This is a genomic window from Alteromonas antoniana (genome assembly GCF_019249295.1).
Taxonomy (GTDB): Bacteria; Pseudomonadota; Gammaproteobacteria; order Enterobacterales; family Alteromonadaceae; genus Alteromonas; species Alteromonas antoniana.
Genome location: NZ_JAESDH010000002.1, coordinates 91,241 through 107,263 on the forward strand (window position 1 = coordinate 91,241; position 16,023 = coordinate 107,263).

14 protein-coding genes are annotated in these 16,023 nt (G+C 51.0%); 5 read left to right on the top strand and 9 right to left on the bottom strand.

Going from position 1 to position 16,023, the window contains the following annotated elements; genetic code table 11:
• The first annotated feature begins 351 nt into the window (after window positions 1-351).
• The 3 genes from JKP77_RS01690 to JKP77_RS01700 all read left to right on the top strand — a co-directional run bounded on the left by JKP77_RS01690 (window position 352) and on the right by JKP77_RS01700 (window position 2,287).
• Entirely contained in the window at window positions 352-1,008 is a 657-nt protein-coding gene (locus tag JKP77_RS01690) for a TetR/AcrR family transcriptional regulator (RefSeq protein ID WP_218309479.1), read from the top strand.
• Window positions 1,001-1,930: an allantoinase PuuE gene (gene puuE / locus JKP77_RS01695; RefSeq protein WP_218309480.1), complete on the top strand. Its 930-nt coding sequence runs from the start codon at window positions 1,001-1,003 to the stop codon at window positions 1,928-1,930. Before JKP77_RS01690 ends, puuE begins: the two co-directional genes overlap by 8 nt.
• A 102-nt stretch (window positions 1,931-2,032) precedes the next feature.
• Window positions 2,033-2,287 (top strand): outer membrane protein assembly factor BamE, encoded by a 255-nt coding sequence (locus JKP77_RS01700; RefSeq protein WP_218309481.1) that lies wholly within the window; start codon window positions 2,033-2,035, stop codon window positions 2,285-2,287.
• Window positions 2,288-3,095: 808 nt separating this feature from the next.
• Here JKP77_RS01700 and JKP77_RS22490 read toward each other — a convergent pair.
• Together JKP77_RS22490 and JKP77_RS01705 are read right to left on the bottom strand one after the other, a co-directional pair.
• Entirely contained in the window at window positions 3,096-3,230 is a 135-nt protein-coding gene (locus tag JKP77_RS22490; RefSeq protein WP_274608607.1) for a hypothetical protein, read from the bottom strand.
• 67 nt (window positions 3,231-3,297) lie between these two features.
• Window positions 3,298-4,629 (bottom strand): NCS2 family permease, encoded by a 1,332-nt coding sequence (locus JKP77_RS01705; RefSeq protein ID WP_218309482.1) that lies wholly within the window; start codon window positions 4,627-4,629, stop codon window positions 3,298-3,300.
• Between the two features lie 288 nt (window positions 4,630-4,917).
• Between JKP77_RS01705 and JKP77_RS01710 the strand changes: the two genes are divergently transcribed.
• On the top strand, window positions 4,918-5,916 hold the full coding sequence (locus JKP77_RS01710; RefSeq protein ID WP_218309483.1) for an adenosine deaminase: 999 nt from the start codon (window positions 4,918-4,920) through the stop codon (window positions 5,914-5,916).
• Between the two features lie 163 nt (window positions 5,917-6,079).
• Here JKP77_RS01710 and JKP77_RS01715 read toward each other — a convergent pair whose 3' ends face one another.
• From JKP77_RS01715 to JKP77_RS01745, 7 genes are all read right to left on the bottom strand, one after another.
• Window positions 6,080-6,448, bottom strand: a complete 369-nt coding sequence (locus JKP77_RS01715; RefSeq protein WP_218309484.1) for a cupin domain-containing protein — start codon at window positions 6,446-6,448, stop codon at window positions 6,080-6,082.
• A 153-nt stretch (window positions 6,449-6,601) separates the two neighbouring features.
• A complete protein-coding gene (locus tag JKP77_RS01720; RefSeq protein ID WP_218309485.1) occupies window positions 6,602-7,834 on the bottom strand; it encodes an allantoate amidohydrolase in 1,233 nt (410 codons plus the stop codon).
• 1 nt (window position 7,835) lies between these two features.
• Window positions 7,836-9,053: a pyridoxal-phosphate-dependent aminotransferase family protein gene (locus JKP77_RS01725; protein ID WP_218309486.1), complete on the bottom strand. Its 1,218-nt coding sequence runs from the start codon at window positions 9,051-9,053 to the stop codon at window positions 7,836-7,838.
• Window positions 9,054-9,062: 9 nt separating this feature from the next.
• Window positions 9,063-9,881: a sulfite exporter TauE/SafE family protein gene (locus JKP77_RS01730; protein ID WP_218309487.1), complete on the bottom strand. Its 819-nt coding sequence runs from the start codon at window positions 9,879-9,881 to the stop codon at window positions 9,063-9,065.
• Window positions 9,881-11,470: a gamma-glutamyltransferase family protein gene (locus JKP77_RS01735; RefSeq protein WP_218309488.1), complete on the bottom strand. Its 1,590-nt coding sequence runs from the start codon at window positions 11,468-11,470 to the stop codon at window positions 9,881-9,883. The genes JKP77_RS01730 and JKP77_RS01735 overlap by 1 nt, the downstream gene beginning before the upstream one ends.
• Complete coding sequence (locus tag JKP77_RS01740) at window positions 11,467-12,627, bottom strand: amidase (RefSeq protein ID WP_218309489.1); 1,161 nt, start codon at window positions 12,625-12,627, stop codon at window positions 11,467-11,469. The genes JKP77_RS01735 and JKP77_RS01740 overlap by 4 nt, the downstream gene beginning before the upstream one ends.
• A gap of 117 nt (window positions 12,628-12,744) precedes the next feature.
• A complete protein-coding gene (locus JKP77_RS01745) occupies window positions 12,745-13,308 on the bottom strand; it encodes a DUF924 family protein (protein ID WP_218309490.1) in 564 nt (187 codons plus the stop codon).
• Window positions 13,309-13,888: 580 nt separating this feature from the next.
• Between JKP77_RS01745 and JKP77_RS01750 the strand changes: the two genes are divergently transcribed.
• Window positions 13,889-15,793 carry a S9 family peptidase gene (locus tag JKP77_RS01750; protein ID WP_218309491.1) on the top strand — a complete coding sequence of 635 codons (1,905 nt, stop codon included), beginning with the start codon at window positions 13,889-13,891 and terminating at the stop codon, window positions 15,791-15,793.
• Window positions 15,794-16,023 lie beyond the last annotated feature (230 nt).

Below are 16,023 nucleotides of genomic sequence, written 5' to 3' on the forward strand. Positions count from 1 at the left end.
TCGACTGTACCGTGATACAAAACATCAGGGTGGCGTACTTCGTGTACGATGATGTGTGCCGCGATGCAATTAATCACTTGTTACTCACTATCAGTGTGGCACTATTTACTCAGAATAAAAAAGCAGGTGTCGTTTCTGGCCGTATTTTCAGAGCGGAAACGTGCGGATTAAACGTCCAGAGCAGGCCAGGACCATTAAGTGGGCAAGCCATGAAGTGCGTAAATTGTGCAAGTCATGCCACCTGCAGAACGACGACCGCCTAGGGAAACTGCCCAGACGTGTTCATGCACAGCCTGAGGCATGATCGAGCATTTCGACTGAGTTGTGATTAAAAAGGAATAAGACGTACTCATGACAACACAACGCGTAGCCGACGCCGGTATCGGCGCTAAAAACCGTTCGCTGATTTTATCCGCTGCTGAAAAATCTTTTGCACAGAATGGCTTTAAAGGCACTTCTGTTCAACAAATTGCTGACGAAGCGGGATTACCGAAAACCAATATTCTGTATTATTTCAAAACCAAGCAGGAACTCTACATGGCGGTGTTACAGGAAACCCTGGCGCTGTGGAATTCGCATTTTGATCAGGCGACGGTAGAAGATGATCCTGCACAGGTTCTGGCCAGTTACATTGCAGAGAAAATGGAGTTGTCACGAACACGGCCTCTGGCGTCAAAGATTTTTGCACTGGAAATCCTCAACGGGGCTCCTAATCTCACCGGGTATTTCGATCAGGATCATGCCACCTGGATGCGCGGCCGCACGGATATTATTCAGGCCTGGATTGACCGCGGTAAGATGAAGGCAGTGTCTCCGGAATACCTGCTGTTTACTATCTGGGCCAGTACTCAGCACTATGCGGATTTTTCTGCCCAGATAACGCGGCTTCGCGGAGGGAAAATGCTGAAAGCCGATTTTAATGAGGCAACCAGTGAACTGGTCCATCTTGTACTGGCGGGTTGTGGACTGCAGGTTCCCGAGGCATACAGGAAATCAGACAATGCATGAATCCACCTCTTCTTATCCAAGGGACTTAATTGGCTATGGCGAAACCCCGCCTGATCCAAAATGGCCTAATGGTGCGCGCATCGCCGTTCAGTTTGTGCTGAATTTTGAAGAGGGCGGTGAAAACTGCGTGTTGCATGGTGACAGCCACTCGGAAATCTTCTTATCTGAGATCATTGGCGCTCAGGCGTACCCTGACCGCCACCTCAGTATGGAGTCGATTTATGAATATGGTTCTCGCGCCGGGTTCTGGCGACTTCATCGTCTGTTCACTGAAAAGCGGTTACCGCTGACGGTATTTGGTGTGACCATGGCGATGCAGCGCCATCCTGATGCCGTACAGGCAATGAAAGAAGCTGGCTGGGAGATTGCCAGTCATGCCATGCGTTGGATCCATTATCAGGATATGGAGATTGACGAAGAGCGTAAACAAATTGATGACGCCATCTTACTGCATCAGTCACTGACTGGCAGCAAGCCTGCCGGCTGGTATACCGGGCGCACCAGCCCCAATACGCTCAAGCTCATTGCCGAGCGTGACGACATTCTGTATTGCGCTGACTCTTACGCTGACGATTTACCTTACTACGATAAACATTATGGAAAGCCGCTGCTAATGGTGCCCTATACGCTGGATACTAACGATATGCGATTTGCCACGCCGCAGGGGTTTAACAGTGGTGAGCAGTTCTTTCAGTATTTAAAGGATGCCTTTGATGTTCTGTACGATGAAGGAGCAACTCAGCCTAAGATGCTCTCTATCGGCCTTCACTGTCGCATTGTTGGACGTCCGGCGAGGCTGGCTGCACTAAAGCGGTTTATCGAGTATATTCAGGGCGTTGATAACGTGTGGGTTGCGACACGTGAAGACATCGCACGCCACTGGAAAGCGCATTTCCCGGCTGACGCAGGGGATAGCCTTTGACACGTCGCGGTTGAAGGACATTGTTAATAGCATTTATCAACGTCAGCGGGTTTGCATAGGTATGTGTTATCTGAGGCGAACTGTTTAACATCAGGAGACAGCATGAAAAATCGTATTATCACTCTGGCACTGGGCGCACTGCTTCTTGCGGGTTGTTCAAAACTTAACAAAGAAAACTATGACAAGCTGGAAACCGGCATGAGCCAGGCCGAGGTAGAAGCGGTTATTGGCACAGCTGATAACTGCAGTAAAAGTATGGGCACGGTGAGTTGTCTGTGGGGTGATGAAAATGGCAAGAACGTAAAAGTCGTGTTTATGGCGGATAAAGCGATTGGGTTTTCATACGACGGTTTGTAAATCCCGTCTTTTGTCCACGCGTTACTTTTTATCTGTTATGTCCCATTGCGGTTTAAAAGCCTGAGCAACACTCAGGCTTTTAGCTACAGGCTACATGTGTTGTTTACGCTTGACTACGTAGAGCCTGAATAGCAGAAAAAGCGGGGCAAGTAACGACAAGAAAAAACCAACCCCCAGTCCCAAAAATATACCAACCCGTGGGGGTGTGTGATCAGCTCAGAGGAAGAGGAATGTCGCTAATCGAGGCACATTGATGAAGGAATGCTTGTGCCTTTCAAGTCGATGTAACGAAGAGTAGCGACATTCCTCTTTCTCCCTTCGGGCGCGGCTTTTTACACTTATGAGCTGCGCCAATTTGGTTCGATATAGCCCCACTAAACCTTCACAAAATTGGCTTGTCAAAAGTGCAAAAATTCACGCGCTGAGTGAGCACACACCCTCACGGGTTGGTATTATACCTTTTCGAGGTGACTCCGACAGGTTTCTGGCAATCAAACCGTTCAGCAAGCCTGTGACCAGACCGCAGATGATCATTGACCAACCTAGAGAGTGTTGACCTTTGTTCATAATTTATGTTGGTGACTAAAATGGTTGAAAACAAGGCGTCGTTGACGCCGTTTGGCAATCCAAATAAGTCAGCGACAACGCAGTTAGCAGCCATTTTAGTCCCAACCCTTCGGGCAGTGGCCAGTTTTGCATCATACTGCTCACAAATTCGCTTATTTAGACCCACTAAACTACGCTCATTCGCGATTGTCTGATGCAAAACTGACCGACTGCATGAAATATGAACAAAGGTCAACACTCTCTAGTACGGACGCATTGTAATCGCCTGATAATAAATCCATTTTTCTTTCTCCTTCAGATAAATGCGAATAATTCTGTGCTCGTACCCTTCTTCACCAATTCCTGCATCGTAACGATAAATGTGAATTTCAGCCATAGTGGCGTGAAGCTGGGGGAAATAAGCAAATAAGTCTATCGCCCCTGACCAGTTGTCAGATGCCAGATTACTTCAAATCAAAAATGTATCTGAGTAAAAATACCACGGCCAGTGCATAGGTGATAGCGCTGACGTGACGATAGCGCCCTGTCCCCATCATTACGCCCACATAGGTGATGAAGCCCAGCGCGATACCCTCTGAAATGCTGAATGTGAGCGGCATCGCCAGTAGCGCCACAGAGGCGGTGGCCAGGGCACCAACATCATCGAAGTCAAGCTGTCGGATCGAGTCCATCATCAAAATCCCTACCATCAGAAGCGCAGGCGTGGTTGCCATCAAGGGTATCACTTTCATCAGCGGCGTCAGAAACAGTGCAGCAACAAAACACAGCGCCACCACGATAGCTGTCAGGCCTGTCCTTCCCCCGGCAGATGCGCCAGCTGCGCTCTCTACATAACTGGTAACCGGAGAGGTACCTAATGCTGCGCCAGCGATACTGGCAGTGGCATCCGCTGTCATCGCACTACCGATTTTGGGAAGTTTGCCTGATGGCGTAAGCAGGTTAGCGCGGCGCGAAACACCAATGAGAGTGCCAATAGTGTCGAACATATTGACAAACATCAGCGCAAATATCAGGTCCCAGGTTTGTGAAAAATGCGCGATAGGGTACCAGATATCCATGGCAAAAAAGGTATCTGAAATGGGCTCAGGCATGCCTATAATCGCGTCTGGTGTGGGGGTTAGCGTACCACTTTCAGTAGGAATAAAAGCCCCGACAGCGGTTAACAACACAATCGATAGCAAAATCCCTCCGGTTACTTTTTTCATCACCATGACAATAGTAAAAAGAATACCTGCCAGCGCCAGTAGCACCGCTGGGTCAGACAGATCCCCCAGCGTCACGAATGTGGCAGGGTGATCGACAACCAGCCCGGCATTTTTTAACCCGATAAACGCGATAAATAACCCGATACCACACTGAACGCCGATTTTCAGCTCAGCCGGTATCGCCTCAGCAACTTTTGTCCTTATTCCGGTTAGCGTCAGAAGCAGAAACAATACGCCATTCCAGAAAACGATCCCCAGCGCGGCGTCCCAGGGTATGTCCCGCGTCATGCAGATGGTGTAGGCGAAAAAAGCGTTAAGGCCCATACCCGGTGCCAGCGCGATAGGGTAGTTGGTCATTGCCGCCATCAGCAACGTTCCGATGCAGGCCGCCAGCGCTGTGACGGTGATCAAGCCTGCTACCGGCATACCACTTAAGCCTAAAATACCGGGATTGACGACCAATATGTATGACATGGCGGCAAAGGTTGTCAGTCCGGCAATGCACTCTGTTTTGATTGTTGTGCCGTGAGCCTCAAGCTTAAACCAACGCTCCAGATAATGATTCAGCATAGATGTTGTCTCAGAACTCGTTTCGTTATTATTATGTGGCGTGAAAGTAGCAATAAGCTGACCATGTAGTCAGATTGTTGGTGTGTTTTGTGCTATTACTGTAACAATGTCAAAGATAACCACGTACTTTATGCCATGTACCGGTAGTTCCGCTACTGTCATCAGGGGCATCACGCCGGCAAGCCTTAGCTTACCCTGCTTCGAGTCTGCTGCCCAGAGTACACTAATTGCACCTCGCTGGTGATTCTGCATTATTATTGTGCATTACCTGCGGTCAGGAGAGGGAATATGTCGCTAAAATCGTTATTATCGAGGATGCCAAAAGCAGAGCTTCATCTGCATATAGAGGGAACGCTGAGCCCGACACTGATGTGGCAGCTTGCCAGCAAGCACGGTGTTACGTTGCCCTATGAGAGTGTTGAAGATATTGAAGCCGCTTATCGTTTTGAGGATCTTCAGAGCTTTCTGGATTTGTATTATCAGGGCGCAGATGTGCTTCGCGATGAAGATGATTTTTATCAGTTAATGATAGCGTATCTGGCAAAATGCCATGACCAGCACATCGTGCACACTGAAATGATGTTTGATCCGCAAACCCATACAGAGCGAGGGGTTGGTTTTGACGTCTTCATGCCAGGGTTTCTGCGCGCGATAAATGAGGCAAAAGCGCAGTGGGGGATCACAGGGTATCTGATCCTGTCATTTTTGCGCGATATGTCACAGGACGCGGCGTTTCAGACCCTGAACGAGGCCGAACCCTGGTATCAGCATATTACCGCGTTTGGACTGGATAGTGCAGAGGTCGGTCATCCACCGGAAAAATTCACAGCGGTATTCGACAAAGTCCGTTCTCTTGGCTTCAAAGTAGTTGCTCACGCGGGTGAGGAAGGGCCACCGGAATATATCTGGCAGGCAATAAATTTGCTGAAGGTTGACCGGATCGATCACGGCGTGCGTTGCCAGGAAGATGACGCTTTGATGGCGCTGATCAAGCAGCAACAAATTCCGTTAACAGTATGCCCGCTAAGTAACCTGAAACTTTGCGTTATCGACGACATGAAACACCACAATATTCTGCAACTGCAGGAAGCCGGATTGCTGGTTACGGTGAATTCTGATGATCCCACTTACTTCGGCGGCTATCTGAATGACAACTTTCACGCCTTAGAGCAAGCTCTTGATATGAACGAAGCACAAATGAAAGCGCTGGTTATCAATGGGTTTAAAGGCAGTTTTCTACCCGCAGTCGAGAAGCAGCGCTGGATAGACAAGGTGCAGGCAATCTGACGCTCAACGCCGGCGGTTGAGCTGGGGAACAAAAGAAGTAGAAAAAGCGTTGATCGCAGAGTCACAGCCGCGCGCTGACAGTGAATGCGTTACTATCTCGCAGCGGCGTTGATGTGCAGCGAACCTGCTGTTTTGAGGTTGGCGGCTACCGCCAGATCCCGGGTTACGCAATCCGGGTGTCGGCAGCCAGCGTCACAAAAATGGAGTGACGTATTTGATTATCCAGTGCCTTTGAGCAATGTCCTTCGCCCTCGGTATCTTCAAGCAATACGACATCACCAGTACCGAAAATGCGCCGCTCACCATTAGAGACGGTAAACTCAGCGCGTCCTTTGATAATGAACATTAATTGCCTGGCCGGTGCGGTGTGCCATTTAAAATCGTAATCTGCAGGCGTTTCGCGGAAAATGATTTTGTCTGCGGCAAATTTTTCTGAAAGCAGCCCGATAGGGCCACCGTCTGCAAGCGGAATGTCTGCATAGCCAAAGTGGCTTTTGCCATCATTGTCATGATAAATACGTGGAATTTTCAATTGCGCATCCTGAATTAAAACGAACTTTGCTGAACAACCTAAAGCCTGTTTATCTTTGTTCAATGCTTATATCGTCGCCCAGTGTTGGCCAGACAATCGCCAATGTACGAGATTTAGCATCCAACATACATAACGGCCAAATATAAACAGGCTCTAAAACCTTAAGTGTTTTACCATGTGATGCAGCACTGCCAGGCTGGCTGCGACATCGTCCTGGGTGATGGACTCAAGTGGGTGATGACTTATACCTCCCTTACAGCGTGTAAAAAGCATCGCTACCGGGCCAATATCTGCCATTGCCATCGCATCATGCCCGGCGCCGGAAGGCAGAGAGAAGGGCGTTATGCCACAAGCACTGGTCGCTTCCATTAGGGCTTCCTGAAGATGCGGTGCGCATTGAACTGCGCCAGCGTCATGGGTAACGTGGTGAGAAAGCGTAACGCCATGCTGCATTGCCAGATTGTTTAGCTCATGCAGGATATGCTCAAGCGCGGTATCACGCCGGTGGTTGTCATCGCTTCGGATATCCAGTGTGAAATTAGCCTGGCCGGGGATCACGTTTACCGCATTAGGTTTGACTGTCATGCTGCCAACCGTAGCCACCACGCCCGTGTACTGCCTGACAGTTTGTTGAATGCATAATACCATCGCTGACGCGGCGCAAAGCGCGTCCTGTCGCATTTCCATCGGCACGGTTCCGGCGTGTCCAGCCATTCCAGTCACTTCAAACGCCAGACGTCTGGCACCGGCAATGCCGGTTACTGTTCCTACCGGCAAGTTGTGTTTTTCGAGAACCGGCCCTTGTTCGATATGCAGCTCCAGATAGGCCAGCACGTTATTCCCGGAAATTGCCGCCTGGGATACCTTATCGAAATCCAGCCCAAACTGCTGCATCGCTTCTTCCAATGCAATGCCATCTGCATCTTTCATGCGACGCCAGTCGTCCGGCCACTTACCGGTTAGTGCGCGACTGCCTAACAGCGTACTGCCAAAGCGCGTGCCTTCCTCATCACCGAAGCCGACCACATCCAGGTGAAAGGGGAGAGCGTGGCGCTCTCCTTTCAGTAATGCGGCGATGGTAACCGGTGCCAGTACGCCCAGCATGCCGTCATATTTACCGCCATTGGGTACAGTGTCCAGATGACTCCCAAAGATAAGTCGTGGCGCTTCCGGTACAGCCGATTCGAGCCGTCCCCAAATATTACCTGCCGCATCCTGCCAGGTGCCCATTCCCGCCTCATTCATCCAGTTTGCCGTGAGCTGGTTGGCCTGACGGTGCTGTTCTGACAGATAGCGCCGGTCTAGAAATTTATCACTCTGGGATACCGACCCAAGCATTTCCAGGCGTGCCATCGTGAGCGCTGCTGCATCATCATAATTGCTCACCTCAGGCTCCACTGTAAGCGGAAAGAGCGGCGTCAACAGCCGCGCCAGCGTCTACACCGAACCCCGCGCGTCGCAATACAGTCTCAAGTGACTGAAGGGTATGGTACACAGCATCCTTTCTGGCATTGTAGCCCATGGTGCCGATACGCCAGATTTTACCTTTAAGGGGACCGAAGCTCGTGCCAATTTCAATATTGAAGTCGTGTAGAAGCTGATGGCGTATGGCTTCACCGTCTATGTTGTCGGGAATATAGACACCCACGACATTGTGCATTTTATACCTGAGATCACCAAACGGCGTGAGACCCATTGCCTGCACTCCCGCTAACATGGCGTCTCCGGCCAGCTTGTGACGGCGGATCACGTTGTCATGGCCTTCATCCAGCAGTGTAATGGCGCATTCTCTTGCACAGTAAAGCATGCTGGCAGCCTCGGTATGATGATTCAGGCGCTCTTCGCCCCAGTAATCCATGATCATACCCAAATCAAAATAGTTAGAGCGTATTCTGGGGCCCGGCGCATCCTCATGGTGTGCGTCGCGAATGCCGGCCTCCACATGGTGTCGGCGTCGCACGGTATCAACAAACCGCTGGCTTAATGTAATTGGTGCACTTCCTGACGGACCGCCCAGACACTTCTGCAGGCCAACCGAAACCGCATCAAGATGCCAGTTGTCCGTTTCAAGCGGGTTTCCGCCAATTGACGCGGTGGCATCGCAGTAGAACAACACATCATGCTTGCGGCACAAATCACCTATGTCAGCTAATGGCTGCAGCATGGTTGTGGACGTATCACCCTGTACAATGGCCAGCAGTTTGGGCTGCACTTTTTTGATTGCGTGTTCAATCTGCTCAGGCTCGAATACCTCCCCCCAAGGCACCTCAATGGTGTGAACTTCCGCATCGGCACGCTCAGCAATTTCTGCCAGCAAATGCCCGAAACGACCAAAAATGGGTACCAGAACTTTATCGCCCGGCTCAATGGCAGATACCATCACCGCTTCAATACCCGCGCGGGATGTACCGTCGACAAGCAGGGTTTGCTGATTTGACGTATGAAACACCTTGCGGTACAGCGCCATTACCTCATTCATGTAACCTGTCATCACCGGATCGTACTGGCCAACCAATTGCGTCGACATGGCTGACAGCACGCGCGGATAGCAGTTGATGGGACCCGGTCCCATGAGCAGGCGTGGTGGAGGGGATAACGACGACATGATTAACTCCTAAAGTGCAGCCTGCACAAGCATGCGCAGACCAGTGATAATAAGAACAACAGCAAAGACCTTTTTCAGCATGGCCGCGTCCAGCTTTGCAGCCAGTGAGGCGCCAAGCGGGGCAAAGAGCACCGTTAGCGGTACAATACAGATAAATCCGATGAGATTGACAAACCCGTATGTACCCGGCGGTGCATCTGGCGGCGTGCTGCCAGCTACCAGCAGCGTCAGTGCCGCTGGCAGTGAAATGATCAGGCCCACAGCGGCAGCGGTGCCTACCGCACGGTGCGCCGGATAGTTACAAAATGTCAGAGTGGGGACGGTAAGTGTGCCGCCCCCGATACCTACCAGCGAGCTGAACAGGCCAATAGCAGTGGCGATAACTCGCTGCCCGACTTTGCCGGGCAACGAAGTGAATAAGGCGTCTTTTTTGCCAATCAGCATATTCAGTGCAGATAACGTGGCAATAACACCAAATAAGATGGTGAGATAGTTGCCATCGATGCGGGTGACAATAACGCTGCCTGCGAGCACACCAATAAGAATGAACAGCGCCCAGGCTTTGAGCAGGGCAAAATCGACATTCCCTTTACTGTGATGAGCACGAATAGAGCTGACAGAGGTAGGAACAATGGTGGCCAGCGAGGTAGCCGTGGCGACAACCATGGCGGTGTCAGCAGAGACTCCCAATGCCTGAAACAGAAAGTACAGCACCGGTACAATCACAATCCCACCGCCAACGCCCAGTAATCCAGCCAGCAAGCCGGCAAACACGCCGGTTCCGATGAGAGAGAGAACCGTGGTCAGATTATTGGCTATCCACTCCATTAACGACCCTCCACGTTGCTAATGCTTTCGAAGAAAGCTTTACCGTCGCTACGCGGATCGGTGGCTGCTTCAACGGCACCGTCAGGATGGCGCACTACCGCACCGGCGTGACCCATTAATTCGTTACAGGGGTCAACCACAACCATATCGTGGCCCCGCTCCCGAAGTGCGTCACCAACATATTCAGCCAGATCCCGTTCTACTTTCAGGTTGTGGCTTTGATCGCCCCAGGTCCGGCCCAGTAGCCAGCGTCCGAGCGTGATGGCTTTTTCCAGTGGCTGGTTGTGATAGATATGTCTGACAAAAATGGCGGCCTGCGTTTGCGGCTGTCCTTCTCCCCCCATGGTGCCGTAACTCATTCTACGTCCGTCGCTAAGCTCCGCAAACGCGGGGTTGAGTGTGTGGAAGGGGGCACGCCCGGGCTCCAGTGCTTGTAAGTCGGCCGGATCAAGGGAAAATGAGGTGCCGCGGTTGTTCCATACAATGCCTGTGGAAGGGCTGACAATCCCGCTGCCGAATTCCCAGTAAAGTGACTGAATGTAACTGACCATTCTGCCTTTGGCATCACAGGCACCCATCCAGATGGTGTCGCCGGGTTTCGCTACATGCGGCCAGGGTTGTGCCTTATCAATTGCGATATGGGCAGTCATGGCATCCAGCGAATCTTCATCAAGCAAGGCCGAGAGCCGGCCTGATAAGCGCCCCGGGTCCGTCACGCGTTGATTTCTGGCAATAAACGCCTGTTTGGTGCACTCAATGAGCAAATGCACCATATCGGCATCTGACGTACCCAGATGTTTAACGCGATCGTAAAGCGCCAAAATGAGTAGCGATGCCACACCCTGAGTAGGCGCGCCAAGATTAAACAGCGTCCCGGCACCGGTTGTTACTTGCAGCGGTTCGCCGGCGCGGGCCTGATAATCATGAAAATCGCTCAGGGTAATGGGTGACCCGGCATCCGCAAGATCTTTGGCCAGCATGGTCGCGAGATCGCCGCGATAAAAATCATCTAATCCAGTTTCCGCTAACCGCTGCAGGGATGCTGACAACGTCTGTAGTTTTAAAATTTTCCCTTTTTTGAGTGCTTTCCCTTTGATCAGAAAAGGCGAAAAGGCGTCTTGTGCGCCCAGTTCATCAAAGGTTTTGATACTGGCATCAGATAAGCTTTGGGTAACTTCAATTCCCCAGTTCGCCTGACTGATTGCGGTGTCCAGTAATTCGGTTAGCGGAATGCCTGACTGCCAGCGATGACTGATATCCAGCGCTTTTTGCCAGCCAGATACCGCACCTGCCATAGTCAGTGCGGCTTTTCCACCGCGACTGGGGATCGCTTCCATCCCGGCGTAAAATTCTGGTGTTGCCTGCTTCGCTGCCACGCCTGCAGCGTCGATGGTTACCGGCGTCTTACCCGGTTCACTGATCAGCCAAAAGCCGTCTCCGCCCAGTCCATTCATATGCGGGTATTCCACCGCAATAGAGGCTGCGGCGGCGACCATGGCTTCAATCGCGGTGCCACCGCGTTGTAATATATTCTGTCCTACCTGAGAGGCGGCGTAATGAGGTGCAGTAAATCCAATTTGTTGCTTCATTGTGTGTATTCCATAAGCCAGCGGGCGTAGCTGATTAGTGCAAGATCACTGCCTTTTTTTCCAATCAGAGACAGGCCGCATGGGGCGTTGTGTAGAGTAAAAAGTGGCAAATGCAGTTGCGGGAGTCCGGCTAGCCCGGCAAACGCCGTCAGCGAAAGCAGTTGCTGTCGGTACGCTACCATTGAGCCCGCTGGTGCATCCAGCCGCGGGGCGATGCCCGGCGTCGTCGGTATAATGATCGCGTCTGTTTGCGACAATACCTTTTCGAGACTTTCTGCGATTTGCTGTTGCGTGCTTTTCGCACGCTGTTGTTGTTGTATTGTGATGCGCATACTGGCATCAATCCGTTGTTGAATATCCTCAGCAATATCGGGTTGATTTACACTGAGCCACTCGCCATGCTCGTCGCGTATTTCTGCGCCCTGCAAGATCCGAAAGGTCTCGGCAACATCCAGTGCAGCAGCGTCCAGTGACATGTCGTGTAAAAGCGAACTACTATCCAGTCTGTCTGACCACTGCCGAATGAGGTCGGCGTGGTCACAGCAATCGAGCAAGGAGTCTGCAAGCGTCAGATGTGGCTGCAGTGGCTCTGGCGCCGGTGTGTCACATAACACCTGCATGACGCTTGCTAATGTTGACAAATCCCGCGTCATCACGCCAACCGTATCAAAGGAGGGAGCCAGGGCCACCATGTTGTCCCGAGCAATCAGGTCGTGCGTAGTGCGTAAGCCAAACAGGCGGTTGTAGCTTGCCGGTACCCGAATTGAACCGCCGGTGTCAGTTCCCAGGCCAATGTCTGCTTCATTTGCGGCCACGGCCACTGCTGAGCCTGAAGAGGAACCACCAGGCAGCCTGTCGGGTGTGACCGGATTAACCGGTGTACCATAGTGTTTGTTCTGTCCATTCAGACTGTAGGCCAGCTCGTCAGTAACGGTTTTACCCACATAGCTGGCGCCATGTGCAAGCAGGGTTTCAACGACAGAGGACGTTGCCTGAGGAATCGCGTGTGTTTGACTCCAGGTTGGGTTGCCTGCCGTCGTCGGCATGCCTTTTATCGCAAACAGATCTTTTACCGCCAGCCGAAGGCCTGCCAACGAGTCCGATCTTGGGGACACGGCATAGGGAAACGGTTCACGCTGTATAAAAGGTGAAGTCACGGCAAATCTCTGGAGAAAACAGGTTTACCAATGAAACACCCGTTGTACCTTCAAGTCAAGTAAAACTGGGGGGTATTACGTTAAAACCTGACCGTGTGGTCAGTCTTTTTGTGGCCTTTAAAATGAAAATTCTGACGTGGCGAGAAACTGCAGCTCTTCGTCTGTTGATGCTCTGCCTATAATCTCATTTCGATGAGGATACCGCCCAAACCGTAAAATAATGTCGCGATGGCGACGCTCGAACTCAAGTTGGGTTTCCAGGCCTGAGACCGCAAAAAGCTGCATGGCTACATCATGGACAGCCGCTGACTCACTGTGCATGAAAGGCATGTAGAGAAAAGCTTTTTCTGTGGGGGTCAGGGAGGCGTCTGCATTCACGCTCACGGCTTCCTGAGCCAGACAAAGTGCAGCGGCGTCCTGTTTAAAAGCCGCGGGTTTGTTGCGATAGATATTGCGTGAAAACTGATCAAGCAAAATAATTTCGGCAAGCCTGCCGTGGGCTGTTGCCCGCCACGGCCAAAGCTCACAGCGCGACGCGGCTTTGTGCAGCCCACCAAACTGAGAAGCGATCATGGCATCAACGTTCGGATCTGCACCAAACCAGTCCTCTTCGGTCAGCTCTTCAAACCAGAATGAGAGCACCTGGCTGGCATCTTCCATGGGAACGTGAATATTCTCCATCTCTGTCTTCTTCCTTCTTCCAATTCGTACACAAATCTGTCAATAAGCGGCTGACCCAGTGACATTGTGCCGTTATGCGAACATGGCTTTTTGCATTACTGGTAATCGCAGCAACGCGTCAAAGCTGAAGCCGGTGACTGCCTGAAGACGCTCACATAAAGGGACGCCATCTGCATCGCGCACTGGTTGTCCGTCAGGGCATTTGCGTGATGCAGTGTCATTCCTCAGTTACAGCGTTCACGTCGGACACTACGTATAGTCTCAGCAGGTGAAAAAATGTTCAATCTATATCGGCAGGAAAAAGAATGACTTAACGATTAATACTACAAATTCAGAAGATAGTTCAACCTGCAGGCGAGACCGGGACATACAATTCTGTGTAAATTATGACCATTTTGCTCAGCGGGCCCTGCAAAAATATAGGGGGTAGTTTGCCAAATAATGCCCGGACAGGTGCATTTTTCTGTGTAACTGGCTACGCTAAGGAAAATGTGAACAGAACTGTTTTTATCAGACTGAAACGCTGTTTACTTATTTTTTAAGAGATGGCCATCGCAAATTACTCAGGGAGTGACAAACTATGCGTGCATTATTATTACTGGCTGTAGCAGTGCTGCTGGCTGCATGTCAGTCGGCGCCAACACCGGAAGTTGTGCTCGAACAGGAGCAACCCATCCCGGCATATTCCGCAGAAACGTTTTTTGATAATGAATCGGTATCGGGGAATGACATTAGCTTTGATGACAGTGCGGTACTGGTGACATCAGATAAATCCGGCGTGTTTAACGTTTATCGTTACCCTATTGATGGCAGCGCTCCCTCGCAATTGACCTTTTCTGAAACCGATGCTTACCGCGGTCTATCCTGGTTTCCGGCCGATGACAGGTTTCTGTTTTCCGCGGATCAGGGTGGCAACGAATTAACGCATATTTATGTTCAGACCCCCGACGGCACGGTGACAGACCTGACCCCCGGCGACAAGGTGAAAGCCATGTTTTTGGGGTGGCAACGCGACAACCGCCATTTCTTCATTGCCACTAACGAGCGCGATCCCAAAGCCTTCGATTTGTATCGGTATGAGGTTGATAGCTACCAACGTACGCGCATATATGAAAATACAGAGGCGCTCTCGCTAATGGAGGTTAGCCCGGATGGTCGTTACCTGACGCTGGTAAAATCATTAAGCAATACTGATGACGACCTCTACCTGCTTGAACTGAATCGTCGTCATGCTACCCCTGTATTGCTGACAGACGAACCGCAGCAAGCCAGTCACACTGTATATACCTTTACCCCCGACTCTTCAGCGCTAATCTATGGGACCAACGCAGGAACCGAATTTGTCGAAGCATGGGAATATGATATTGAGGATGGTACGAAAACACTCGCGTATTCCGATGAGTGGGACGTTACTTTTTACAATTATTCAGAGAATGGCCGCTACCTCGTTACCGGACTAAACGCCGATGCGCGCACCGAAATCGCTATCGTCGACATACAACAGCAGTCTCCGGTGATGGTACCGAATCTACCTGCAGGTGATATTTCTGGTGTTACGTTTACGTCCGATGAAAACACGATGGTGTTTTACCTCAGGTCCGATACGGCCCCTGCTAATTTATATAGCTATCAGTTTGGCGGTGAGCTGAAACGGTTAACTGATACCCTTAACCCGGCCATCGAACCTGCTAACCTGGTAGCCAGTGAAGTCGTGCGCTTTTCCAGCTTTGACGAAGTCACAATTCCGGGATTGTTGTATAAGCCGCATCAGGCAAACCGGGTTAACCCGGTGCCCGCCGTGATCCTCATTCATGGTGGACCTGGCGGCCAGTCCCGCGCAGGCTACAGCGCGCTTATTCAGCATCTGGTGAATCACGGGTATGCGATTTTCGCTGTTAATAACCGTGGTTCTTCAGGTTATGGGAAAACCTTTTTTCACCTGGACGATCAACGTCATGGTGAAGATGATTTACAGGATATCGTTTATGCCAAACGCTATCTGACGTCGTTGCCGTGGGTCAATGCCAGCGAAATTGGTGTCATGGGCGGCAGTTATGGTGGTTACCTTACCATGGCAGCAATGGCCTTCACGCAGGAATTTGACGTCGGTATTAATATATTTGGTGTGACCAACTGGGTACGCACGTTAAAAAGCATTCCGCCGTGGTGGGAGAGCTTCAGAGAATATCTGTATGCGGAAATGGGTGACCCGGCAACAGACGAAGCGCGCTTGTATCGAATCTCTCCGCTGTTTCATGCTGACAAGATAACGCAACCTGTTCTGGTAGTGCAGGGTGCAAATGATCCCCGCGTGCTGCAAGTGGAAAGTGATGAAATGGTAGAAGCAATACGCGAAAATGATGTGCCTGTAGAGTATGTGCTGTTTGACGACGAGGGACATGGATTCCGAAAAAAATCCAATCGCATCGTGGCACAGAATGCGTACCTTGATTTCTTAAATACGCACCTGAAAACCACCCCATAATCGACTGGAATCAGCGAAACCGGGAGAGTGAGATGCATATGCCTCGCGCTCCCGGTTTCCTGCTGGTCAGGCAGCATGGGGGACACAGTGTAATACTGCCTCTTTACGTCTGTAAGTTGTGCCCCCCGTTGCCGTTAACGTGTATTTTTTGCCAGTAATGCACGCGGCGGATGTGAATATGCGCAATGCTTTTCATCCCGCGCACGTCCCAAACGGTTTATGTAAGCTGA